This is a genomic window from [Mycobacterium] stephanolepidis, from assembly GCF_002356335.1.
Taxonomy (GTDB): domain Bacteria; phylum Actinomycetota; class Actinomycetes; order Mycobacteriales; family Mycobacteriaceae; genus Mycobacterium; species Mycobacterium stephanolepidis.
The window spans coordinates 3,063,377-3,085,842 of record NZ_AP018165.1 but is presented as its reverse complement, the minus strand read 5'-3'; the positions used below and the strand labels follow the sequence as shown (position 1 = coordinate 3,085,842).

The window sequence follows — 22,466 nt, the reverse complement described above, 5'->3', positions numbered from 1 at the left end:
TTGTAATAGTCATGCCGTCCTTCAAGCTCGCCCCGCTGGTCGAAAGCGATTTCAACACAAGCGATTTCGTGTACACGTTCTCCACGCCCCTGCCCAAGGATGCGGCAACGGTGTGGGCCGAACTCAATGGCGAAAGCCCGCTGCATTGGTGCAAGGCCATCAACAAGATCAGCTGGACTTCGCCGGAGCCGCGCGGCGTGGGTTCCACCCGCACCGCCAAGCTCGCGCTCCCCGGTGCGGCCGTGCACGAACGGTTCATTGTGTGGGAGGAGAGCCCCGAGCGGTATCGCAATGCGTTCACCGTCGAGACGGCGACCTTTCCGGGCACCAGGCGTTTCGGCGAGCTCTATGAAGTGGTGGGTACCGCGACGGGGTCGTTGTTCACCTGGAGCTTCTTCATCGAGCCCTCGCTCGGGTTCACCCGCCACCTCAAGCCGGTGATCCGTCGTGGGTTGTCCGGACTGATCAGCGACACCCAGAAGCACTTCGCTTAGTTTTCGTTCCCTCCCGGGAACGCGACACTGGCAGGCGTGATGTCGGAGGCAACTCGCCACCGCGCCGCGCGAATCGCGCTCTCGGTGAGCATTCGCACCGCGAATCCACGATCGTCACTGTTGTCGGCCTGCTCGGCGACGGCCCGCCAGCGCGCCGCGGTGTCCGCCTCGAGCTGCAGCGCCAGTTTCGTGGCATCGGCGGGGTTCGTCACCGGGAACGGGACCTTGTAACCGGCGGCGGCCACCGGTGCGGCCGCCGAACGGGCACGCAGCTTGGCGATGCACTCCTCGCGGCACTGTCGGTGCTCGATCAGGCACTCGGTGACCAGCCAGTTGTTGTCGGGCACCGAGTGCGCGGACACCAGCCCATACGCGTAGATGGCCGCATGCTCGTTGGCCAGGGCATCGGCCAGCGCGGTGTCGTCGGTCGAGGAGGCCGGCTGTGGGGTGGGCTCGGTCGTGGTCATGGCAGATCAACCTCGGCGGCCGAGGCGCATGCCGCGCTGATCGAGGCCAACAGGCCGGCGCGGTATCCGCTGTATTTGGTGGCCAGATCCATCGCCGATCGCGATGAGTCCTTGAGTTGAGTCTTGACCTGATCGACCTGTGGAGCTGACGCCGGTGCGGTGGTGGTGCTGGAAGCCGGGGCAGTCGTGGTCGCCCCCGGGACGCGCGCGAGCTCCTTGCTCAGCGCGACGCCGTGCGCCCGGCGGATTGTCGCCACGGCCATCAGCGCGGCTGCCACATCTGGATTGGCGGTGGCCGCCGCGGAGGCCGATGCCGCATCGCGCTGCGCAAGGTCGATCTGGGTGAGCAGGTCGTCCACCTCGGGTTTGGTGTCGGGTGCCTGCTGGCACGCGGCGGCCACGACGGCGACGCCGAGTGCGGCCCCGCCGATCAACAGGTCGCGGCGCGACAGGCTTCTGGGCATTCGCCCATCCTGCCAGTGCGCGCGGTTCGCGCATGACAGCCCTCGCCGGGCGTAAGGTGGAGTGCTGGTCAGGACGAGAGTCCGACTAGTGTGTGCAAGCTGAACCGCCCGACAACTCAAGATGAGGAGCCACAATCGCCATGGGGCTGCCATCCGATGACCAGGTGATCGAGCTGCTGGGTCCCGAGTTCTCCCGGTCAGGCGTCGAGATCGAGAGCGTCGTCGTCAACGAAGCCACGGTTCCCGCCCGCATCGCCGTGGTGGTCGACTCGGATTCTCCCGTGGACTTGGACGCGGTCGCCGCACTGAGCCGGACCGCATCGGGATTGTTGGACGAGGCGGACACCGGCTGGGAGGCGTACGACCTGGAGATCACCACGCCCGGCGTCGACCGGCCGTTGACCACTCCCACGCATTTTCGACGTGCACATGGTCGGCTGGCGCAGATTCGCCTGACCGATGGCGAAGACTTACTCGGCCGCATCGGCATCGCGAACGATGACGGGATACAGGTGGTGTTGCGTAAGCCTGTCAAGGGCACCGGCTGGACCGTGCGTGACCTTGCGTTCTCCGATATCGAGAGCGCGGTTGTGCAGGTGGAGTTCACAACACCCAACCCGCAAGAACTCAATCTGGCTGGGGCAGCCGAAACTGGAGGTGGCGCATGAATATCGATCCCGCGGCGGTAAACCTGATGGCTGCCGATAAGGGCATCACGGTTGACGAGGCGATTGACATCATCAAGTCGGCGCTCCTGACGGCCTACCGGCATACCGACGGCAACGAACCCAATGCGCGTATCGAACTCGATCGCAAGACGGGTGTGGTCCGCGTGCTGGCCCGCGAGACCGACGAGGACGGCAATCTCATCACCGAATGGGATGCCACGCCAGAAGGATTCGGCCGCATCGCGGCCACCACCGCGCGGCAGGTGTTCCAGCAGGGTGTGCGCGATGCGGAGAACGAGCACAAGTTCGGCGAGTTCTCTACGCGTGAGGGCGAGATTGTCGGCGGTGTGATCCAGCGCGACGCCCGGGCCAACGCGCGTGGTCTTGTCGTGGTTCGCATGGGCAGTGAGACGAAGGGCTCCGAAGGTGTGATCCCTGCGGCCGAACAAGTGCCGGGCGAGGAGTACCGCCACGGAGATCGGTTGCGCTGCTATGTCGTCGGAGTATCCCGAGGCGCACGTGAGCCGTTGATCACCTTGTCCAGGACACACCCGAATCTGGTGCGCAAGCTGTTCTCGCTTGAGGTCCCGGAGATCAGCGACGGTTCCGTGGAGATCGTCGCGGTTGCCCGCGAGGCGGGGCATCGGTCCAAGATCGCGGTGGCTTCGAAGGTATCCGGGCTCAACGCCAAGGGTGCCTGCATCGGCCCCATGGGCCAGCGCGTGCGCAATGTGATGAGCGAACTCGCCGGCGAGAAGATCGACATCATCGATTACGACCCGGATCCCGCGCGGTTCGTCGCGAACGCGCTCTCGCCCGCCAAGGTGGTGTCGGTCTCGGTGATCGATGAGGCGGGTAAGGCTGCGCGCGTCATCGTCCCCGACTTCCAGCTTTCCCTGGCCATCGGTAAAGAAGGGCAGAACGCAAGGCTCGCCGCGCGTCTGACGGGATGGCGTATCGACATCAGAAGTGACGCAGATCCCGAAAACTAACGCCGAGTAGTACTCGGTAGCCCGTAGGTACTGACCAAAGTCCCTATCGGCACATAACTTGCATCTCATATACAAGTTATGTGCAACTAACGCGATTCACCGACCTGGGTCTGCGCATCGTCATGCGGCTGGCCAACGCAGGGCCGGGCGTTCAGCTGCACACCGATGATCTTGCCGCCCAACTCTGTGTGTCCTATACGCACGCCACGAAAGTTGTTGCCCGACTTTCGGAAATGGGCGCGATCGAGTCCACGCGCGGACGCCACGGGGGAGTGTGCATCACGCAGGGCGGGCTCGACCGTCGGGTCGGATCATTGGCCCGAAAGTTGGAGCGCGACGGCGAGGTCATCGACTGCGAGGGAGGGGTGCCCTGCCCCCTTCGGCACAACTGTCGCCTGCGCGACGCGCTTCGCTCGGCGCAAGAGGCATTCTTCGCCGAGCTCGATCAGTGGACTGTGGCCGAAATCGCCCGTCCAACAATGGAAAGGAAGTAGTCACGTGCTATCAGCAGAGTCGCTGGCAGTCATCCGTCAAACTCTCCCCGCGGTTGCCGGGGCGATCGACGAGATTACACCGTTGTTCTACTCCAAGATGTTCGCGGCGCACCCCGAACTGCTTCGTGATCTGTTCAACCGCGGCAACCAGGCGGCGGGGGAGCAGCCGAAGGCGCTCGCCGCGTCGATCGCGTCTTTCGCCGGGATGGTGTTGGAAGGCAATGGCGCCCAATATGATTCGGTGCTCGACAGGATCGCGCACAAGCATGCCTCGCTGGGAATTGTCGCCGAACAGTATCCGATCGTCTACGAGCACCTGTTTGCGGCGATCGCTGAAGTGCTGGGGGACGCGGTGACCGCAGAGGTCGCGGCGGCGTGGAGCGAGTTCTACTGGCTCATGGCCAATGAGTTGATCGCACGCGAGAAGGCGTTGTACGGCGCTGCGGGTGTTGCGCCCGGCGATGTGTGGCGGCAGGTCGTGGTGGTACGCCGCCAGCTGGAATCGGCGGATGTGGCCGGGTTCGAGTTGCGCGCTGTATTCGGTGAACTACCGAGTTTCCTTCCGGGGCAGTACATATCGGTGCAAGTTACGTTGCCGGACGGGGCCAGGCAGATTCGTCAATACAGTTTGTCCCGGGGCGCACATGAGGGCGGCTGGCGTATCGCCGTCAAACGAATCAGCGCCAGTGGCACCCCTGCGGGCGAAGTGTCGAACTTCATCTACGACAACGTCTTCGAGGGGCAACAGCTGCGCGTCTCGGTGCCCATGGGCGAGTTCACCCTCGACGATTCGACGGATCCGCTGGTCCTGGTATCCGCGGGTATCGGCTGCACGCCCATCATGGGGATGCTGCAAGAGCTCGTGGCCACACAGTCGCCGCGAGAGGTCGTGGTCCTGCACGCCGACCAGTCGGCGGCCGCACACGCCTACCGGCACGAGTTGGCGGATCTGGTGGGACGACTGCCCGCCGGCCGGCTGCACACATGGTACGAACGGGCGCATGTGGAGCATCCCGTGCACGGTGTCGGCCGCATGAGCCTGCACCGACTACCACTCAACCGACTGTCCACGGTGTTCGTCTGCGGCCCGCGGCCGTTCATGTCGGCCATCAATGACGACCTGGTGTCTCTGGGGATTCCGCAGGAGCAGATCAATCACGAGCTGTTTGGGCCGTTGGCATCGGCTATGTGATGACACGCATCGACGTCGTGGTGGCAGCACTGGCCGCATTCTGGTTGGGCCTGGTGGTGGCGATCTCATTCATCGAGGCGCCACTGAAATTCCGGGCCCCGGGTGTCACCCTTCAGATAGGGCTCGGGATAGGCCGTCTGGTGTTCGGTGCGCTGAACGCGGTGGAGTGTGCGGTGGCCTCGGCCCTGGTGTTACTGGTGGTGGCCGGCCACCTCTCCACGGCCGCAGTCGCCGCTGTTCTCGCAACATGTGCCTGCCTCGCGGTTCAGCTGGTGATTGTGCGCCCGGCCATGATGAGACGAACCAATGCGATTCGCCACGGAGCCGCGTATGCCGGGCGCAGCCGCCTGCACCTGGCATATGTCGCGATCGAGTGCATCAAGACACTGGCATTGATCGGTGTCGTGGTGCTCGTCGTGGCAGGGGTTCGGTGACCGGAATACAGCCGTGTCATTCGAGGCTGTGGCCCGATTCATAAATAAGGTGTCGCGGACGGTAGACTAAGCCGTGATCCAGCGCGAGACTTCGGCGTTCGCACATGCCCCGACCGGTAAACCGGTACGGACATGCGTCGGTTGCCGGGGACGAGAGTTGGCTGCAGATCTGCTTCGTGTGGTTGCTGCGGATGATCGGCATGTAGTTGTCGATGCCCGCCGCAGACTGCCCGGCCGAGGTGCGTGGTTGCACAGGTCGGCGCAGTGTTATCACCTGGCGGTGAAACGGCGGGCTTTCGCTCGAGCGCTGCGGATCGGCGGAACCCCGGATACCTCCGTGGTCTTCGAACATGTTGAGCAATACCAAGAGATTGGCAACGACAAACAATGAGCACACCGTGAAGCGTCGATGATGATCGTCCATCACAGCTAACACGAGGCACGGCGCCTGAAGCCGCTGCCTCGCAGACAGGAGAGCAGTGGCAGGCAAGGCCCGGGTACACGAGTTAGCTAAAGAACTCGGTGTGACCAGTAAAGAAGTTCTCGCCCGACTGAGCGATCAGGGCGAGTTTGTGAAATCCGCGTCCTCGACGGTGGAAGCCCCCGTCGCGCGGCGTCTTCGTGAGGCATTCGGCGGCGGCGATAAGCCCGCCGCGTCCAATGGTGCGCCCGCTGAGGCGGCGGCTCCCCCGAAGAAGGCCGGTCCCAAGCCCGGAGCCCCCAAGCCGGCCCCGAAGAAGATTGCTGAGCCGGTTGTCGAGGCGCCCCCTGTGCCTGAGCCTCCGGCGGCTCCGGCTCCGGCTCCGGCTCCGGCTCCGGCACCCGCACCCGCACCTGCTGCGCCTGCGGTTCCCACGCCGAACGCTGCGCCGGCACCCGCGGCGGAAGCAGCCGCTCCCGCACCTGCCGCGCCGGCACCCCGTCCGGGTGCCACGCCCGGCCCCAAGCCCGGTGCTCCCCGAGTGCCGCGCGTCGGCAACAACCCATTCTCGTCGGCACAGCCGGTGGAACGTCCTGTTGCGCCGCGTCCTCAGGCGCCGCGTCCCGGAGCTCCTCGACCCGGTGGAGCCTCCCCGAGCAACATGCCCCCGCGCCCGTCGCCCGGATCCATGGGTCCGCGCCCGCCGCGTCCCGGTGGTGGTCGCCCGGGTGGTCCCGGTGGTGGCCGGCCCGGTGGTCCCGGTGGTGGTCGTCCGGGTGGTCCCGGTGGTGGCGGCGGCGGTAACTACCGCGGTGGCGGTGCCGGTGGCGGCGCTCCCGCTGGTGGTCCTCCCGGCGCCGCTGGCGCCGGTGGCTTCCGCGGTCGCCCCGGCGGTGGCGGTGGCGGCGGCCGTCCCGGTCAGCGCGGTGGTGCGGCCGGTGCGTTCGGTCGTCCCGGTGGTGCGCCGAAGCGTGGTCGCAAGTCGAAGCGGGCAAAGCGCGCCGAGTACGAGAACATGCAGGCCCCTGTCGTCGGTGGTGTGCGGTTGCCGCACGGCAACGGTGAAGTCATCCGGCTCGCGCGCGGCGCTTCGCTGAGCGATTTCGCGGAGAAGATCGATGCCAACCCGGCTTCGCTGGTGCAGGCGTTGTTCAACCTCGGCGAGATGGTGACCGCCACCCAGTCGGTGGGCGACGAGACGCTGGAGCTGCTGGGCGGTGAGATGAACTACGTCGTCCAGGTCGTGAGCCCCGAGGACGAGGATCGCGAGCTGCTGCAGTCCTTCGACCTCACCTATGGCGAGGACGAGGGCGGTGAAGATGATCTGGAGATCCGTCCGCCGGTCGTCACCGTCATGGGTCACGTCGATCACGGCAAGACCCGACTGCTCGACACCATCCGGCAGGCCAACGTCCGCGAGGGCGAAGCCGGCGGTATCACGCAGCACATCGGTGCTTACCAGGTCTTGACCCAACTGGACGGCAACGAGCGGCTCGTCACCTTCATCGACACCCCGGGTCACGAGGCGTTCACCGCCATGCGTGCGCGTGGTGCCAAGGCCACCGATATCGCGATCCTGGTGGTCGCCGCCGATGACGGTGTCATGCCGCAGACGGTGGAAGCCATCAACCACGCCCAGGCGGCCGATGTGCCGATCGTGGTCGCGGTCAACAAGATCGACAAGGAAGGTGCCGACCCGGGCAAGATCCGGGCGCAGCTCACCGAGTACAACCTGGTCGCAGAGGACTTCGGTGGCGACACCATGTTCGTCGACATCTCGGCCAAGCAGGGCACCAACATCGATGCGCTGCTGGAGGCTGTGCTGCTGACCGCTGACGCAGCGCTGGACCTGCGGGCCAACCCCGATATGGAGGCCCAGGGTGTGGCTATCGAGGCGCACCTGGACCGCGGTCGCGGTCCGGTGGCCACGGTGCTCATCCAGCGCGGCACACTGCGGGTCGGCGACTCGATTGTCGCCGGGGACGCATACGGCCGTGTCCGCCGCATGGTGGACGAGCACGGCGAGGATGTCGAGGAGGCGCTGCCTTCGCGTCCGGTACAGGTCATCGGTTTCACCTCGGTGCCCGGTGCGGGTGACAACCTGCTTGTTGTTGACGAAGACCGCATCGCTCGGCAGATCGCCGACCGGCGCAGTGCGCGCAAGCGCAATGCGCTGGCCGCTCGTAGCCGCAAGCGGATTAGCCTGGATGACCTGGATGCCGCGCTGAAGGAAACCAGCCAGCTGAACCTGATCCTGAAGGGCGACAACGCAGGTACGGTCGAAGCCCTGGAAGAGGCGCTGCTCGGTATCGCGATCGACGACGAGGTGCAGCTGCGGGTCATCGACCGCGGTGTCGGTGGTGTCACCGAAACCAACGTCAACCTGGCCTCGGCCTCGGATGCCATCATCATCGGCTTCAATGTGCGGGCCGAGGGCAAGGCGACAGAGCTGGCCAACCGCGAGGGTGTCGACATTCGGTACTACTCGGTGATCTACCAGGCCATCGACGAGATCGAGAGCGCGCTCAAGGGCATGCTCAAGCCGGTCTACGAAGAGGTCGAGCTGGGTCGCGCCGAGATTCGTGCGATGTTCCGGTCCTCCAAGGTCGGCAATATCGCAGGTTGCCTGGTCACCTCGGGCATCATCCGTCGCAATGCCAAGGCCCGACTGTTGCGCGACAACATCGTGGTCGCCGAGACGGTCACCATCTCATCGCTGCGGCGCGAGAAGGATGACGTGGTCGAGGTCCGCGACGGTTACGAGTGCGGTCTGACGCTGACCTATAACGACATCAAGGAAGGCGACGTCATCGAGGCGTACGAACTCCGCGAAAAGGAACGGGTCTAACGTGGCCGATCCGGCTCGCGCGCGGCGACTGGCCAAGAGGATCGGAGCCATCGTCGCCTCGGCGATCGAGTACGAAATCAAGGACCCGAGGCTGACGATGGTCACGGTCACCGATACCCGGGTGACCAACGATCTTCACGATGCGACCGTGTACTACACCGTGATGGGGCAGACTCTGTCCGACGAGCCGGATCTCGCCGGCGCGGCGGCTGCGCTAGAAAAGGCAAAGGGTGTGCTTCGAACCAAGGTGGGTGCCGGGACCGGAGTGAGGTTCACGCCCACCCTGACCTTCGTGCTCGACACGATGGCCGATTCCGCCCGGCAGATGGAGGAACTGCTGGATCGGACGCGCGCAGCCGATGCCGCGCTCGCCGAGGTCCGGCAGGGAGCCGTTCATGCCGGTGACGCCGATCCCTACAAGGCGTCTCCAGCCGAGGAATCCGCACCCGGCGAGGACGATGAGCGCCGTCCCGATTGAGACGGGTGCCGTGGGGGCACGCGTAGACGTAGAGGGTGCGGTGGAGCTCCTGGCCAAGGCCAGGAGAGTGGTGATCATCTGTCACGTGCATCCCGACGCCGACACCGTGGGCAGCGGGTTGGCTCTTGGCCAGGTGTTGGTGGCCAAGGGCGTTGACGTTCAGGTGAGTTTCGGGGCGCCGGCAACACCTCCGGAGTCAGTGGGAACGCTGCCGGGCGCGGAGCTGCTGGTCCCACCGCACGAGCTGCGTCGCGACCCCGATCTTGTGGTCACGGTCGACAGTCCGAGCGTGCGGCGGCTCGGTCAACTCAGTGAGCTGGTCGAGGGCCCTGCGCCAGTGTTGGTGATCGATCACCACGTGTCCAATGAGCTTTTCGGTACCGCGAATTACGTTGATATCGAGGCTGATTCGACCACGATGATGGTGGCGCGGCTGCTCGATGCGTGGAGTGTGGACATCACCCCCGAGATGGCCCATTGTCTGTACGCCGGTCTGGTCACCGACAGTGGATCTTTTCGCTGGGCTACTGCGCAGGGGCACCGGTTGGCCGCGCGGCTGTTGGACCTGGGTGCTGACGGCGTGAACATCACCCGTACGTTCATGGATTCACATCCTTTTGTGTGGTTGCCGATCTTGTCGCGTGTGTTGGGCACCGCGGAGCTGATTCCCGACGCGGTCGGGGGTGCCGGATTGGTGTATGCCGTTGTTACCCACGATGTCTGGTCGTGCGCGCGCACCGAGGAAGTCGAGTCGATCGTCGATATCGTCCGCACCACGACCGAGGCCGAGGTTGCGGTGGTATTCAAGGAGATCGAACCCGACCATTGGTCGATATCGATGCGAGCCCGTTCCGCGGTGGACCTGTCTGCGGTAGCGGGCACCTTCGGCGGCGGTGGACATCGGCTGGCTGCCGGTTTCTCGGCTACCGGTCCGGTCGACGAGGTGGTGGCGGCTCTGGTTCGCGCCCTTGACTGACGCCACCGGCACGGCCGGCATGTCTGGGCTGGCCCGCCGGATCATCGCTTTGGCGGTACCCGCGCTGGGTGTGCTGGCGGCCGAGCCGCTGTATCTGCTGTTCGATATCGCCATGGTGGGTCGGCTGGGCGCGGTGCCGTTGGCGGGTTTGGCAGTCGGCGGACTGGTGCTCTCGCTTGTCGGAACGCAACTGACTTTCCTGTCGTACGGCACCACCGCCCGCGCCGCGCGGCTGTTCGGTTCCGGTGACCGTCCTGGTGCGGTTCATGAGGGAGTGCAGGCGACCTGGTTGGCGCTCATCATCGGGGCCGCCGTGGTGCTGGTGGTGAATGTGGTGGCCGCGCCGGTGGTCCGGGTTATCGCCGCGGCACCCGATGTAGCCGCGCAGGGCCTGACGTGGGTGCGTATCGCGATCTTCGCGGCGCCCGCGATCCTGATCTCACTAGCCGGCAACGGGTGGATGCGGGGAGTGCAGAACACAGTCAGGCCGTTGCGGTATGTGATTGTCGGCTTTGCGGTTTCGGCAGTGCTATGCCCGGTGTTGATCTACGGGTTGCTGAATGCGCCCCGAATGGGCTTGGCGGGGTCTGCCGTCGCCAATCTGGTGGGACAGTGGCTGGCCGCGATCCTCTTCTTACGTGCCCTGCACGCCGAGCAGGTTCGGCTTCGGATGGATCCGCCGGTGTTGCGTGCGCAGCTGGTACTCGCGCGTGATCTGCTGGTGCGCAGTCTGGCGTTTCAGGCCTGCTTCATCAGTGCCGCCGCGGTGGCCGCGCGGTTCGGGGCGGCAGCACTGGCGGCGCACCAGGTGGTCCTGCAGATGTGGAGTTTTCTTGCGCTGGTTCTTGATTCGCTTGCCATTGCGGCACAAACTCTCGTCGGTGCCGCGCTAGGAGGCGGACGGGTGCCGCAGGCCAAGTCCGTGGCGCGGAGGGTGACGGTGTTCTCGCTGGGCTTCGCGGTGGTGTTGGCTGTCCTTCTGGCCCTCGGTGCGCCGGTGTTGCCGGGGCTGTTCACCTCCGACGCCGCGGTGCTGCATCAGATGCGGGTGCCGTGGTGGTTCCTGGTGTGCCAGTTGCCGATTTCGGGCGTGGTGTTCGCACTGGACGGAGTGCTGCTGGGTGCCGCCGACGCCCGGTTCATGCGCAACGCCACCATGATCAGCGCATTGTGTGGATTCCTGCCGCTGGTGTGGTTATCGCTGGCGTACGGATGGGGACTGGCCGGAATCTGTTCCGGGCTCACCCTTTTCCTGGTGTTGCGGCTGATGTTGGTTGGCTGGCGCGCATTGTCCGGACGCTGGGCGGTGCCGGGGTCTGGCTCGTGATCAATGCGTCGGTGGGTACTGCGGATACTGCGGCTGCGGATATCCGGCCGGTGGGTAGCCCTGGTACACCGGCGGCTGCGCTGCCAATCGTCGGATCTGTCTGATCTGCCCCATGTTTCCGAAGATCGCGACCCAGTTCATGACGAGGACGGACAGAAAGCTCCACCACCCGGCGGCCAGATTATGGGTCTGGGCATCGCGGTAGGCCGCCTCGCACTGCTCAAGTGTGCCGGTGATCGTGTAGGACCGGGTGCTGAACATGATCAGCATCCCGGTGTGTTTGGTGAGCCGTATCTGGAAGTACCTGGGTGCAGCGGCTGGATACTGCTGTGGATACGACATGAACTCTCCCCCTGATCGCGTAGCTCACTCGATGATATCCGGGGTTTGCCAGACGTCGCCTATGTGATCCAGGTCACTTGCGGAGTATTCTGGGAAACGCTGGATGAGGAGGTGTTTCGAAATGAACCTTGATCGATTTGCCGTGTGGACCGGCTACTTCCTTGGGCTGGTGTCGGTCACGATCACCGCACTGGGGTTGGCGGCGTTGGCCTCCGGACATCACGGCTGGGGAATGGTCGCGGCTATCGCATTACTGGTCACCGCAGGACTCGGATTCGCGGTGGTCGGCGGCACGGTGCACCACGATCACAAAGTCCACAAGCAGACGCCGCACCTGATGTAGGGGTTGAAAGATCGCCTAGGCGGACCCAGCGGTCGACAATTCGTCGGATCGCTGAGTCCGCTTCGACCGCTAGGCGTTCTGGCTACGGCCGCGCGCCATGATGGCTGCGCGACGTTCTTCGACACCCTCGGCTATGGAGTTCTGCTCGATCCACCGATGCGCGTCGTCCAGGGCCACTTGCAGGCCGTTGCCGACAAGCTCGGACTCGATGCGCCGGTAAGAGGCCAGCAGTTCACGCACCGCGGGTTGGTTGTTCCCGGCGATGGTCGTGGCGAGCCGCTTGGCCGCCGGGAGCAGCTCCTCATGGGCAACCACCTCGGTGACCAGGCCGGCTCGTAACGCGTCCTCGGCCGAGAGGTAGTCGCCGGTGAGGCTCATGCGCCGCGCCAGCCCGCGTCCGACCGAGAGTGGGAGCAGCGTGGTCAGCCCCCAAGTAGGCAGGATGCCAACGCGCGCATGGGTATCGGCGAAACGAGCCTTTTCGGAGGCGATCAGGATGTCGCAGGCCAATGCCAGCTCCAGGCCACCGGTGACGGCGGCTCCGTTGATGGCACCGATGACAGGCTTGGACAGCTCCGGCCACCACGGGTCCAGGGTGTCGGCACGATCACCGCTGCCCAATTCCTTGAGGTCGACGCCCGCGCAGAACACCGGGTCGGCGGCGGTCAGGATCATCACGTCGACGTTGTCATCGGCGTCGGCAGCGGTGACGGCCTTGACGATCTCTTCGCCGAGCGCCTTGCTCAGCGCATTGCGGGCCTGCGGACGGTTGAGTGTGATGGTGCAGATCCGGTCTTCGGTCTGCGTCAAGAGAATTTGTTCGGTCATGCGTCGATAACCTCCTTGGCGATACGTTCGGCGTGGACGGCGCGGCCTCCGAAGAGTGCCGAATTGCTGACGGCCCGTTTGTAATACAGGTGAGCCGGGTGTTCCCAGGTAAATCCGATGCCGCCATGGCTCTGAATGGCCTTGGCGGTTACCTCTACCGCTCCCGCGGACGCTACCTGTTGGGCGATGCTCGTGGCCAACGCAGGGTCGTCAAGGCTCGGGTCGTCATGTGACCATGCCGCGTGGTAGGCGGCGCCACGCACATTCCCGGCCGCTGCAGCCATGTCGGCAAGGCGGTGCTTGACGGCCTGGAACGACCCGATGATCCGTCCGAACTGAATTCGGGACTTGGCGTATTCGGTTGTCACATCCAGCATGTGGGCAGCGATGCCGGCCTGTTCGGCTGCCAGTGCGGTGGCTGCGACGTCCAGTGCGCGCGATACGGCCGAGGCGCCGTTCCCGACTTCGCCGATCACCCGCGCGGGAGTCGAGTCGAAGTGGATGTTGGCCTGGCGTCGGGTCAGATCCAGGGTGGCCAGGGCATGCCGATCGACACTCGGCGCGTTCCCGTCGACCGCGAAAAGGGTTGGGCCCGAATCGGTATCGGCCAGTACCAGAATCACGTCGGCGGTGGCACCATCTGGAACGTGCTCGGTGTCGCCGGTGAGCTTCCATCCGTCGTCATCGGACTCGGCGGACACCGTGATGGCGTCGGCCAGTCGGGTGCGCCCCCCGGCCAGCGTGATCGTCTTGTCGCCGGAGCTCAACGCGGGTACCCATTCGGCAAGGGCGTCGTTGTCCCCGCTGGCCACGAGTGCGGTGGCACCCAGTGCTGCGCTGGATATCCACGGCAGGCAAGCCAGTGTGCGTCCCAATTCCTCTGCCACGATGGATAATTCGATGACGCCCAGGCCTGCGCCGCCATATTCTTCGGGCAGGCTGAGTCCCACGACACCCAGCTCGGATCCGAGGGTGCGCCAGGCGTCCAGGTCGATGGTGCCGGCCTCGGCGATCTGGCGTACATGCTCGGGTGTCCAGACCCGCTCGCACCAACTACGCACCAGTGAACGCAGGTCGCCATGCTCTTCGGTGAACTCGAATTCAGCCACGGGGCACCTCTTTCCATGCTTTGTCGGTGTCGACCCGGATATCGCCCGGTAGCCCGAGAACGCGTTCCCCGATGATGTTGCGCATCACGTCGGAGGTGCCGCCCTCGATGGTGTTGGCCTTGGACCGCAGGAAGGCCCACATGGTGTCGGCGCGGCGGTCCTCTTCGACGACGCGCCGCATGTCATAGGAGGCGTACAGGGTCGCCTCGATGCCCAGCAGTTCGACACAGAAGTCGTAGATCTGCTGGTTGAGCTCCGCGCCCATCAGCTTGCCGATCGACCCCTCCGGACCCATGGGTGCATCGCCCTGGGCGGCGATTCTCATCTGGGTGCCGTAGCGGTTTCCCTCTGAGCGCACGAACAGGCTCGTCAGCTTGGCCCGCAGTTCGGGGGTGTGTAGGTCGGGACGCTGCTTCCAGAGATTCAGGGCATTGCCAATCGATCCGCCGCCCCGGCCGTGGTCGAACGCCCCGCCCAGCGCGCTGCGCTCGTTCATCAGCGTTGTCATCGAGACTTGCCAGCCGTCGCCTTCGTTGCCCAGCCGATGTGCATCCGGGATGCGGACATCGGTGAGGTACACCTCGTTGAACTCCGCGTCGCCGGTCATTTGGCGCAGCGGACGGACCTCGACGCCCGGATCGGTCATATCGACCACGAAATAGGTCAGGCCGCGGTGCTTGGGAACCTCGGGATTGCTGCGAGCCACCAACAGCGCCCAACGTGCCTGATGGGCGCCCGAGGTCCACACCTTCTGGCCGTTGATGACCCATTCGTCGCCGTCGCGCACCGCGCGGGTGGCCAGGCCCGCTAGGTCGGAACCGGCGCCGGGCTCACTGAACAGCTGGCACCAGAGCTCCTCGCCGGTGAACAGCGGACGCAGAATCCGTTGGGTCAGCTCGGGTTGTCCGTGTGCGAGCACTGTGGGGGCCGCCATGCCGTAGCCGATCACGTTGATAAACAACGGGTCTGGCATGCCCGCCGCGCGCAGGATGGTGTCGGAGACGGACTGGAGCGCAGGAGGCGCGTCGAGACCACCCAGGCCGACCGGGAACTGAACCCAGGCCAGGCCGGCGTCGTAGACGGCGCCCAGCAGCTCGGTAACAGGGGTGGAGGCGGGGGGATGGGTGGCGAGAACCTCGTGCGCGGCGGCGGCGATACGTTCGCGTAGCGCGCTAGACGGCTCCGATGACGTCACTGGCATGACTTACGTATACACGCGTATGTGAACTAACCGGTGGGTGGGGCATGGCGTCATCGGAATTGTCTTTCTACTGTCGTAGGTATGTGCAGGAACATCACCGAACTACGCGGACTGGAGCCTGCCGCGACCGACCAGGAGATCGAGGCGGCGGCGCGGCAGTACATCCGCAAGATCAGCGGGATTCAGAAGACCTCCGATGCCAACCGGGAAGCGTTCGAGCATGCGGTGGCGGAGGTGACGGCCACGACGATGCGGCTGCTCGCGGTGCTGCCCGCGCGGCGTCAACCGCCCAAGACGGTGCCCCCGTTGCGGCGCCCCGAGGTGCAGGCACGCATCGCGGCGCGCGGCTGACCGATCTGATCTCAGAACTTGTAGGCGGGCGCGAGAATGTTTGCGACCCGGCGATTTTCCACGAGGCAGCCGGGGCCGTCGGGGGAGTACTTCTGCGATGCGTAGTACAGCGACTGTTGGACCACGCCATAGCTGGTCTTGAAGGTGATCATGCAGGACACCCACCACTGGTTGTTCCAGTCTGTGGGTTTCATGATGTTGTACTCGGCCGCGCGGTGACCCTGGATGGTTGTCTCCACGCCGTCGGCCGGTAGTGAGTCTTCATACGTGCGCCACACGACCGCCTCGACGGCCAACTGGTAGTTGTTGCGCGAGTCGTAGCGGCAGCGCAGCCCCTCTTCGGGCGCGGGCGGCGTCTGGTCAAGACCCGCCGCAGCAATGACGGAGCTGGGGATCTCGTAGCAGGGATCAAAGGGGCGCGGATCGGTGACCGGGACAACCGGCCATTTGATCGTGGTGGTGACAGCCCCCGTGCTCGCGGGGCCGGTCATCGGTGCCGTGGAGAACCGCAGCTGAACCGGTGCGCTGGTGGCGTGCTCTGACGGTGCGGTACGCCAGACCACGAGGCCGCCCAGTGTCAACGCCATCAGGGCAACGCAGAATCCAGCTCGGACTACGCCTGCCCGTTGGGCCATGCGAATTCACCTCAATCTGATCGGCCGCGGTGCGCCGAAGTCTAGCCGCGTGTCTGGCTATCTCATACGGAACACCGAAAACACTAGAACACGTTCTAGTCCGGGAGTATCGTGACGCCATGGCACGAATTGGGAATTACGCGGACGATGATGTGGCCGGCTGGTTGATGGGCTCGCCCGAGATGGCGCCCGGCTTCGCCGGATTTTCGGACGCGGTCTACAACCGCAGCCGCCTTCCGATCGGGGTGCGAGAGCTCGCGCGTATGGCTGTGGCCTTCGCGAATGAATGCTCCGTGTGCCAGAACACTCGCTTCGTTCAGAGCGGAGAGTTGGACGCCGACTTCTATGCGGACGCCGACCAGTGGCGCACCTCGCCCCGATACAGCGACGCCGAGCGGATCGCCGCCGAGTTCGCGCATCGCTTCGCGACCGATCACGTCGGACTACGTGAGGACGACGAGTTCTGGGCGCGGGCGCACGAGCACCTCGATGACGGGCTCTTGACGGACCTGGCACTGTCCTGCGCGTTCTGGGTGGGAAGCGGACGTGCGCTGCGAGTTCTCGACGTGGGACAGAGTTGCAAGATAAACCTGTAGGTACATTGGCCGGATGACGCAGGAACGGGAGCCCAGGCTCTGGGCGATCAGTGACCTGCATGTCGGGCAGTCGGCCAACAAGTCTGTTCTCGAGGAACTGCATCCGGCCTCACCCGAGGACTGGCTGATCGTCGCCGGTGATGTGGCCGAACGTAGCGATGACATCCGGGGTGCGCTGGATCTGTTGCGGCGCAGGTTCGCCAAGGTGATCTGGGTGCCGGGCAACCATGAACTATGGACGACGGCGCGTGATCCCATGCAGATCTTCGGGCAGTCTCGCTATGACTATCTGGTCAATATGTGCGATGAGATGGGCGTCGTCACTCCCGAGCATCCGTATCCGGTGTGGGTGGAACAAGGTGGTCCCGCGACCATCGTGCCGATGTTCGTGTTGTACGACTACACATTTCTGCCGGAGGGGGCCAACTCCAAGGCCGAGGGGCTCAAGATCGCCCGCGATCGTAATGTCGTGGCGACCGACGAGTTCCTGCTCTCCAGTGAGCCTTTCGCGACGCGTGATGCGTGGTGCCGGGATCGGTTGCGGTACACCAGGAAGCGGCTGGAAGATCTGGACTGGATGACGCCGACGGTCCTGGTGAACCATTTTCCGCTGGTGCGTGAACCCTGTGATGCGTTGTTCTATCCGGAGTTTTCGTTGTGGTGCGGAACTACCGAGACCGCGGACTGGCATACCCGCTACAACGCGGTGTGCTCGGTGTACGGACATCTGCACATCCCACGGACCACCTGGTATGACGATGTCCGGTTCGAAGAGGTATCGGTTGGCTACCCGCGAGAATGGGCGCAGCGTAAGCCGTATTCGTGGCTCAGGCAGATTCTTCCCGCCCCGCACTATCCGCCCGGATACCTCAACGAGTTCGGTGGTCATTTTGAGATCACCGAACAGATGAGGGTGTCGGCTAAGCGATTCCGTGAACGGCTTGCCAAGGAGCGCGCCAGTGACTGATGAGTTGATCGCCTCGGTGGTTCCCGATGTGCTGTCGTCGGCCGAACTGTATGAGGATCCACCCGGGTTGGCGCCGCTGCCGGAGGAGGAACCGCTGATCGCCAAGTCGGTGGCCAAGCGGCGCAATGAATTCATCACCGTGCGGTACTGCGCGCGGCAGGCCCTGTCCGTCCTTGGCGTACCCGAGGTCCCGATTCTCAAGGGAGACAAGGGGCAGCCATTGTGGCCCAACGGCGTGGTGGGCAGCATGACGCATACGGAGGGATTTCGCGGTGCGGTGGTGGGCCGCGTAGGCGAAGTGCGTTCGGTGGGGATCGACGCCGAGCCGCACGACGTCTTGCCCAACGGCGTGCTCAAGTCGATCACCATTCCGGTCGAGCGCGATGAACTCGCCGCCTTACCCGAGGGCATACATTGGGATCGATTGCTGTTCTGCGCCAAGGAGACGACGTATAAAGCATGGTTCCCGCTGACAACGCGGTGGCTCGGCTTCGAGGACGCCCACATCACGCTCGACCCGGACGGGACCTTCACCTCTCGAATCCTGGTGGACGGTGAGGCCAACGACGGCAGTGTGCTCTCGACGTTCGACGGCCGATGGATCATCGACAAGGGTCTGATCTTGACCGCCATCGTGGTGCCGTGACCGATCCGCTGAGCCGTGCGGGCCTGGTGATTGTCGACAAGCCCGCCGGAATGACAAGCCACGACGTGGTATCGCGTTGCCGCAGAATATTTTCCACGCGCAAGGTGGGGCATGCCGGCACTCTCGATCCGATGGCCACGGGGGTGCTGGTGATCGGCATCGAACGCGCCACCAAGATCATGGGACTGCTGACGTTGACTACCAAGTCGTACGCGGCCACCGTTCGATTTGGGCAGAACACCAGTACCGATGACGCCGAAGGTGAGGTGTTACAAACTGTCTCGGCTTCTCATCTGACCGACACGGATATCGAGGCGGCCGTAGCCCGGCTGCGCGGGGATATCGAACAGGTGCCGTCCTCGGTGAGCGCTATCAAAGTGGACGGGCAGCGCGCATACAAACTCGCGCGCGAGGGGCAGTCTGTCGAGCTGGCGGCCAGGCCCGTGCGCGTCTCGCGGTTCGACGTGTTGGCGGTGCGGCGGCCGGGCGATGGCTATGTCGATGTGGACGTGGAGGTCGACTGCTCCTCGGGGACCTACATTCGGGCGCTGGCCCGTGATGCGGGGGCCGCGCTGGGCGTGGGTGGGCATCTGACGGCATTGCGGCGCACCAGGGTTGGTGACTTCTCGCTGGACCGGGCGCGCACACTCGAGGAGCTCGCCGATGATGCGACATTGACGCTGGATCTGGACACTGCCTGCCGGGATGGATTCCCCCGACGTGACTTGGATGTGGCGGAGGTCGACTCGGTGCGCAATGGGCGTCCGTTGTCGGCCGCGGGCATCGAGGGGACCTACGCGGCGGTGGATGCCGATAATCGCGTCATTGCGTTGTTGGCCGATAAGGGTTCTCGCACCACGTCGGTGGTGGTGTTGCGCCCGGCGAATCTGTAGCGGTCAGTCGGAGTCGCGAATCCAACGGCTCGGCGGGTGCAACTCCCTGGGCATCCACATCAGCGGCTGCCGGTCGGCGAAATGTGGATCGAGCTCTGGGTTCCCGGGGAATCGGCCCTCGCCATCGGGCCAGAGGATCTGCAGGTACCGCACGTGGTTGGTCCGGTTGAACCACAGTCCGAATCCGAACTCGTTGTCATACCAACTCGGATCAATGGGCGAGAGCTTGACCTGGTAGTCGTCCACGGCGGGCAGAGCCAGCACTTCGTCGAACGTCTCGCCGACCTGCAAGACCCGCCCATCTTGTGCCTGCTTGGCGACCGCGTTGAGGGCACGCTGCATCATGGTGATGTCGTTGACCCCGTAGATCGCCAACTCGGGCAGACGCATGGTGTGCCACAGTCCCACGGTGTAGGCAAACGGTGGACTTTCCTCCGCCGAAGTGGGGCCGATTCCCAGTGCACTCCAACCGTATTCGGTGACACTGCCGATGATGTCGCGATCGCTGTCGTTGTAGTCATGGCGGTCGCCGTAGTCGACGCACAGGAGGCACTCACACGCCGCGTGGTCGGTCATTTCAGTCGAGTACGACCCAAATCGATTGAGCTGCAGGGTTTCCCAGCTCCAGCTTCTTCTCGTCGCTGTCTGGCCCTGCGCTGTCGATGGACACCGAGATGGTTCCGGCGAAGTCCCGTCGTTCGTCGACCGTCACCCGGGCATCCAGTGCCACACCGACCGTGTCGAAGTACCGCAGCATTTCAGGATCTGAGTCGGAGATCCGGGCCACCACGCCGGTGTCGCCGTTGGCGCAGTCCGACAGCTGGCGAGCCGGGGGAGTGGGCACCTGCCCGTCAGGGCCGGGAATCGGATCGCCGTGCGGATCGCGCTGGGGGTGACCGAGCTTCGCGTCGATCTTGGCCAGCAGCAGATCCGAGACGGCGTGTTCGAGCACCTCGGCCTCGTCGTGTACCTCGTCCCACCCGTAGCCGAGTTCGTTGACCAGATACGTCTCCAGCAGCCGGTGCCGACGGACCATGAGCACCGCGGCCTTGCGGCCCTGGCTTGTCAACGTCACGGCGCCGTACTTCTCGTGATCCACCAGACCTTGGTCGGCCAGCTTGCGGATCGACTCGGAGGCGGTGCTCGCCGATACGCCCATGCGTTCGGCCAGCATCTTGGTGCTCACCTTCTCGCGCGACCACTCCTGCGCGGTCCAGATCACCTTGAGGTAGTCCTGGGCAACCGTCGTCAGGTCGGTGTCGGCGGATCCGGCGGGTCGGTCGGATCGAGTGGGGCTCACGATGCTTAGCCTAACCAGGCGCCGAGGGATGCTCAGCCCAACCAGGCGCCGCGTCCCGAAAGCCAAGTCGGCCTTCTCGCATCTTCCGAAGTAGGCTTTATGCCGTGCAACGCTGGCGCGGGCAAGACGAAATCCCGTCCGATTGGGGTCGGTGCGTTCTGACGATCGGCGTATTCGACGGAGTACACCGAGGTCACGCCGAACTGATCGGGCGTGCGGTGAAGGCGGCGCGCGAGCTCAATCTCAAGAGCGTCCTGATGACCTTCGACCCTCACCCGATGGAAGTGGTGTTCCCGGGAACCCATCCGGCCCAGCTCACAACCCTGACCCGGCGCGCCGAACTGGCCGAGGAACTGGGCGTGGATGTCTTCCTGGTGGTGCCGTTCACCCCTGAATTCATGAAACTTTCGCCCGAGCGATACGTGCACGAACTGCTGGTCGAGCGTCTGCATGTGGCCGAGGTAGTGGTCGGGGAGAACTTCACCTTCGGCAAGAAGGCCGCCGGGAATGTCCACATGCTCAAGAAGGCGGGCGAGCGATTCGGCTTCAAGGTCGACGCGGTCTCTCTTGTCGCCGAGCATGCGGTCACGTTCTCCTCGACGTACATCAGATCCTGCGTCGACGCCGGTGACATGGTGGCGGCCACCGAAGCACTGGGCCGTCCCCACCGCGTCGAAGGCGTCGTGGTCCGTGGTGATGGGCGCGGGCGGGAACTGGGCTTCCCGACGGCCAACGTGGCGCCGCCGATGTTCGCCGCCATTCCCGCCGACGGGGTGTATGCGGCCTGGTTCACGCTGCTCGGGCACGGACCCACCATGGGAACCGTCGTGCCGGGTGAGCGCTATCAGGCGGCCGTCTCGGTGGGCAGCAACCCCACGTTCTCCGGCAAGGCCCGCACCGTCGAGGCGTTCATCATGGACACCGCAGCGGACCTCTACGGCCAGCATGTCGCCGTCGATTTCGTGGCGCGGGTCCGCAGCATGGAGAAGTTCGATTCGGTCGACGCACTCGTGGACGAGATGGGGCGCGATGCCCAGAAAGCTCGCACGATTTTGGCGCGAGGCTAGCCCGCCGGTACACTTCAACACCGGTGTGAGCTGCAGTTCGCGGTGGCCCACCAGAAACATTCGACGCGAACCCCAGTGATGGAGAAGCTTGCCGTGGCATTGACTACCGAGCAGAAGAAAGAAATCCTCACCCAGTACGGGCTGCACGAGACCGACACCGGTTCTCCCGAGGCCCAGGTCGCGATGCTGACCAAGCGCATCGTCGATCTGACCGAGCACCTCAAGACTCACAAGCACGATCACCACAGCCGTCGTGGTCTACTGCTGCTGGTCGGCCGTCGTCGCCGCCTGCTCAAGTACATCGCCAAGGTCGACGTCGCGCGCTACCGCTCGCTGATCGAACGCCTGGGTCTGCGCCGCTGACTTTGTCTTCTCCTCGGCTGGGTCGTTCTGGAATCCGAGGCGCGGTATCTGTCGCTCTTGTCGTTGTCGGTGCGGTCCTGTTGTCGGCGTGTTCGATGGCAGGCGCCACCGACGGCTTCGCCGTTGGTGACTGCGTCAATCTCAGTGGCACCGATCAGCACGCCAAGCTGGTCAAGGAACCGTGTGGCAGTCCTCAGTCCAATTTCAAGGTCTTCGCCAAGGCGGCGACCGATGCGGACTGTCCGCGTGACGCCGACTCCTCGTACTACGCCAAGCGCGGTTTCGGTCGTAAGAGTCAGGCTCTGTGCCTGGACATCGACTGGGTGGTCGGCAGCTGCATGAGCGTCCCCGATAAGTGGGATGGCGACCCGGTGCGGGTTGACTGCAACGACGTCAACGCTCAGAACAAGAAACGCGTCACCCAAGTCCTGCAGGAAGTCTCGACTGCCGACGAATGCATCACCGGGCTTGGCTATCCGTATGTCGATCGCAACTTCACCGTATGCGTGGAGGAACTGCCCTGATCAAGGTGCATGGCCGCAAACGCCGCAGGTGATAGGGTGTCTGGGT

29 protein-coding genes are annotated in these 22,466 nt (G+C 64.6%); 20 read left to right on the top strand and 9 right to left on the bottom strand.

All coding sequences use genetic code 11. From position 1 onward, the window contains the following. The first annotated feature begins 5 nt into the window (after positions 1–5). Complete coding sequence (locus MSTE_RS15365) at positions 6–494, top strand: SRPBCC family protein (protein WP_096505950.1); 489 nt, start codon at positions 6–8, stop codon at positions 492–494. Here the strand turns inward: MSTE_RS15365 and MSTE_RS15360 are convergent. Together MSTE_RS15360 and MSTE_RS15355 are read right to left on the bottom strand one after the other, a co-directional pair. Further along, positions 491–961, bottom strand: coding sequence for a ferritin-like domain-containing protein (locus tag MSTE_RS15360; protein ID WP_096502471.1), 471 nt, complete (start codon positions 959–961; stop codon positions 491–493). The two genes, MSTE_RS15365 and MSTE_RS15360, sit on opposite strands and share 4 nt — an antisense overlap. Beyond that, positions 958–1,425 (bottom strand): hypothetical protein, encoded by a 468-nt coding sequence (locus tag MSTE_RS15355; RefSeq protein ID WP_096502469.1) that lies wholly within the window; start codon positions 1,423–1,425, stop codon positions 958–960. Before MSTE_RS15355 ends, MSTE_RS15360 begins: the two co-directional genes overlap by 4 nt. A 140-nt stretch (positions 1,426–1,565) precedes the next feature. Here MSTE_RS15355 and rimP point away from each other — a divergent pair, with 140 nt between their 5' ends. The 10 genes from rimP (at position 1,566) to MSTE_RS15305 (ending at position 11,255) form a co-directional block, all read left to right on the top strand. Further along, the gene (gene rimP / locus MSTE_RS15350) at positions 1,566–2,093 is read left to right on the top strand and encodes a ribosome maturation factor RimP (RefSeq protein ID WP_096502467.1); all 528 of its coding nucleotides are present in this window, start codon (positions 1,566–1,568) and stop codon (positions 2,091–2,093) included. Then, complete coding sequence (gene nusA / locus MSTE_RS15345; protein ID WP_096502465.1) at positions 2,090–3,085, top strand: transcription termination factor NusA; 996 nt, start codon at positions 2,090–2,092, stop codon at positions 3,083–3,085. Before rimP ends, nusA begins: the two co-directional genes overlap by 4 nt. 80 nt (positions 3,086–3,165) lie before the next feature. After that, a complete protein-coding gene (locus MSTE_RS15340; RefSeq protein ID WP_046254141.1) occupies positions 3,166–3,579 on the top strand; it encodes an RrF2 family transcriptional regulator in 414 nt (137 codons plus the stop codon). Positions 3,580–3,583: 4 nt separating this feature from the next. Then, entirely contained in the window at positions 3,584–4,771 is a 1,188-nt protein-coding gene (locus tag MSTE_RS15335; RefSeq protein ID WP_096502463.1) for a globin domain-containing protein, read from the top strand. Next, positions 4,771–5,205 carry a hypothetical protein gene (locus MSTE_RS15330; protein ID WP_096502461.1) on the top strand — a complete coding sequence of 145 codons (435 nt, stop codon included), beginning with the start codon at positions 4,771–4,773 and terminating at the stop codon, positions 5,203–5,205. The genes MSTE_RS15335 and MSTE_RS15330 overlap by 1 nt, the downstream gene beginning before the upstream one ends. A 73-nt stretch (positions 5,206–5,278) precedes the next feature. Continuing rightward, positions 5,279–5,596 carry a YlxR family protein gene (locus MSTE_RS15325; protein ID WP_096502459.1) on the top strand — a complete coding sequence of 106 codons (318 nt, stop codon included), beginning with the start codon at positions 5,279–5,281 and terminating at the stop codon, positions 5,594–5,596. Positions 5,597–5,684: 88 nt separating this feature from the next. Beyond that, the gene (infB, locus tag MSTE_RS15320; protein WP_096502457.1) at positions 5,685–8,474 is read left to right on the top strand and encodes a translation initiation factor IF-2; all 2,790 of its coding nucleotides are present in this window, start codon (positions 5,685–5,687) and stop codon (positions 8,472–8,474) included. A gap of 1 nt (position 8,475) precedes the next feature. Next, positions 8,476–8,952 carry a 30S ribosome-binding factor RbfA gene (gene rbfA, locus MSTE_RS15315; RefSeq protein WP_096502455.1) on the top strand — a complete coding sequence of 159 codons (477 nt, stop codon included), beginning with the start codon at positions 8,476–8,478 and terminating at the stop codon, positions 8,950–8,952. After that, positions 8,933–9,928, top strand: coding sequence for a DHH family phosphoesterase (locus MSTE_RS15310; protein ID WP_096502453.1), 996 nt, complete (start codon positions 8,933–8,935; stop codon positions 9,926–9,928). The genes rbfA and MSTE_RS15310 overlap by 20 nt, the downstream gene beginning before the upstream one ends. Positions 9,929–9,947: 19 nt before the next feature. After that, on the top strand, positions 9,948–11,255 hold the full coding sequence (locus MSTE_RS15305; protein WP_162291660.1) for an MATE family efflux transporter: 1,308 nt from the start codon (positions 9,948–9,950) through the stop codon (positions 11,253–11,255). On the opposite strand, the gene MSTE_RS15300 is transcribed toward MSTE_RS15305, so the two are convergent. Further along, the gene (locus tag MSTE_RS15300) at positions 11,256–11,597 is read right to left on the bottom strand and encodes a hypothetical protein (RefSeq protein ID WP_096502449.1); all 342 of its coding nucleotides are present in this window, start codon (positions 11,595–11,597) and stop codon (positions 11,256–11,258) included. It abuts the gene before it with no gap. A gap of 121 nt (positions 11,598–11,718) precedes the next feature. Here MSTE_RS15300 and MSTE_RS15295 point away from each other — a divergent pair, with 121 nt between their 5' ends. Next, positions 11,719–11,940 (top strand): hypothetical protein, encoded by a 222-nt coding sequence (locus MSTE_RS15295; protein ID WP_096502447.1) that lies wholly within the window; start codon positions 11,719–11,721, stop codon positions 11,938–11,940. A 69-nt stretch (positions 11,941–12,009) separates the two neighbouring features. On the opposite strand, the gene MSTE_RS15290 is transcribed toward MSTE_RS15295, so the two are convergent. The 3 genes from MSTE_RS15290 to MSTE_RS15280 are packed head-to-tail and all read right to left on the bottom strand — an operon-like array spanning position 12,010 to position 15,078. Continuing rightward, on the bottom strand, positions 12,010–12,768 hold the full coding sequence (locus MSTE_RS15290; RefSeq protein WP_096502445.1) for an enoyl-CoA hydratase: 759 nt from the start codon (positions 12,766–12,768) through the stop codon (positions 12,010–12,012). Further along, positions 12,765–13,919, bottom strand: a complete 1,155-nt coding sequence (locus MSTE_RS15285) for an acyl-CoA dehydrogenase family protein (protein WP_231897104.1) — start codon at positions 13,917–13,919, stop codon at positions 12,765–12,767. Before MSTE_RS15285 ends, MSTE_RS15290 begins: the two co-directional genes overlap by 4 nt. Next, positions 13,870–15,078: an acyl-CoA dehydrogenase family protein gene (locus MSTE_RS15280; protein WP_096502440.1), complete on the bottom strand. Its 1,209-nt coding sequence runs from the start codon at positions 15,076–15,078 to the stop codon at positions 13,870–13,872. Before MSTE_RS15280 ends, MSTE_RS15285 begins: the two co-directional genes overlap by 50 nt. An 81-nt stretch (positions 15,079–15,159) precedes the next feature. Between MSTE_RS15280 and MSTE_RS15275 the strand changes: the two genes are divergently transcribed. Further along, positions 15,160–15,429, top strand: coding sequence for a DUF2277 domain-containing protein (locus MSTE_RS15275; RefSeq protein ID WP_057966148.1), 270 nt, complete (start codon positions 15,160–15,162; stop codon positions 15,427–15,429). A gap of 11 nt (positions 15,430–15,440) precedes the next feature. On the opposite strand, the gene MSTE_RS15270 is transcribed toward MSTE_RS15275, so the two are convergent. Beyond that, entirely contained in the window at positions 15,441–16,064 is a 624-nt protein-coding gene (locus MSTE_RS15270) for a DUF3558 domain-containing protein (RefSeq protein WP_096502438.1), read from the bottom strand. A 119-nt stretch (positions 16,065–16,183) separates the two neighbouring features. Here MSTE_RS15270 and MSTE_RS15265 point away from each other — a divergent pair, with 119 nt between their 5' ends. Genes MSTE_RS15265 through truB form a run of 4 tightly spaced genes read left to right on the top strand, consistent with a single transcriptional unit; the run spans position 16,184 to position 19,166 of the window. Then, complete coding sequence (locus MSTE_RS15265) at positions 16,184–16,660, top strand: carboxymuconolactone decarboxylase family protein (RefSeq protein WP_057966146.1); 477 nt, start codon at positions 16,184–16,186, stop codon at positions 16,658–16,660. A gap of 13 nt (positions 16,661–16,673) precedes the next feature. Next, positions 16,674–17,627: a metallophosphoesterase family protein gene (locus MSTE_RS15260; protein WP_030093932.1), complete on the top strand. Its 954-nt coding sequence runs from the start codon at positions 16,674–16,676 to the stop codon at positions 17,625–17,627. Between the two features lie 4 nt (positions 17,628–17,631). Further along, positions 17,632–18,273, top strand: a complete 642-nt coding sequence (pptT, locus tag MSTE_RS15255; RefSeq protein WP_096505948.1) for a 4'-phosphopantetheinyl transferase PptT — start codon at positions 17,632–17,634, stop codon at positions 18,271–18,273. Continuing rightward, positions 18,270–19,166 carry a tRNA pseudouridine(55) synthase TruB gene (truB, locus tag MSTE_RS15250; RefSeq protein WP_096502436.1) on the top strand — a complete coding sequence of 299 codons (897 nt, stop codon included), beginning with the start codon at positions 18,270–18,272 and terminating at the stop codon, positions 19,164–19,166. The genes pptT and truB overlap by 4 nt, the downstream gene beginning before the upstream one ends. A gap of 3 nt (positions 19,167–19,169) precedes the next feature. On the opposite strand, the gene MSTE_RS15245 is transcribed toward truB, so the two are convergent. Both MSTE_RS15245 and mntR read right to left on the bottom strand, forming a co-directional pair. Continuing rightward, complete coding sequence (locus MSTE_RS15245) at positions 19,170–19,742, bottom strand: DUF4262 domain-containing protein (RefSeq protein ID WP_096502434.1); 573 nt, start codon at positions 19,740–19,742, stop codon at positions 19,170–19,172. 1 nt (position 19,743) lies between these two features. Next, positions 19,744–20,466 (bottom strand): manganese-binding transcriptional regulator MntR, encoded by a 723-nt coding sequence (mntR, locus tag MSTE_RS15240; protein ID WP_096502432.1) that lies wholly within the window; start codon positions 20,464–20,466, stop codon positions 19,744–19,746. A gap of 104 nt (positions 20,467–20,570) precedes the next feature. On the opposite strand from mntR, the gene MSTE_RS15235 reads away from it, so the two are divergent. The 3 genes from MSTE_RS15235 (at position 20,571) to lppU (ending at position 22,420) form a co-directional block, all read left to right on the top strand. Further along, positions 20,571–21,533, top strand: coding sequence for a bifunctional riboflavin kinase/FAD synthetase (locus tag MSTE_RS15235; protein WP_096502430.1), 963 nt, complete (start codon positions 20,571–20,573; stop codon positions 21,531–21,533). A gap of 93 nt (positions 21,534–21,626) precedes the next feature. Continuing rightward, a complete protein-coding gene (gene rpsO, locus MSTE_RS15230) occupies positions 21,627–21,896 on the top strand; it encodes a 30S ribosomal protein S15 (protein WP_030093922.1) in 270 nt (89 codons plus the stop codon). A 17-nt stretch (positions 21,897–21,913) separates the two neighbouring features. Further along, positions 21,914–22,420 (top strand): LppU family putative lipoprotein, encoded by a 507-nt coding sequence (gene lppU / locus MSTE_RS15225; protein ID WP_096505946.1) that lies wholly within the window; start codon positions 21,914–21,916, stop codon positions 22,418–22,420. The last annotated feature ends 46 nt before the right edge of the window (positions 22,421–22,466 follow it).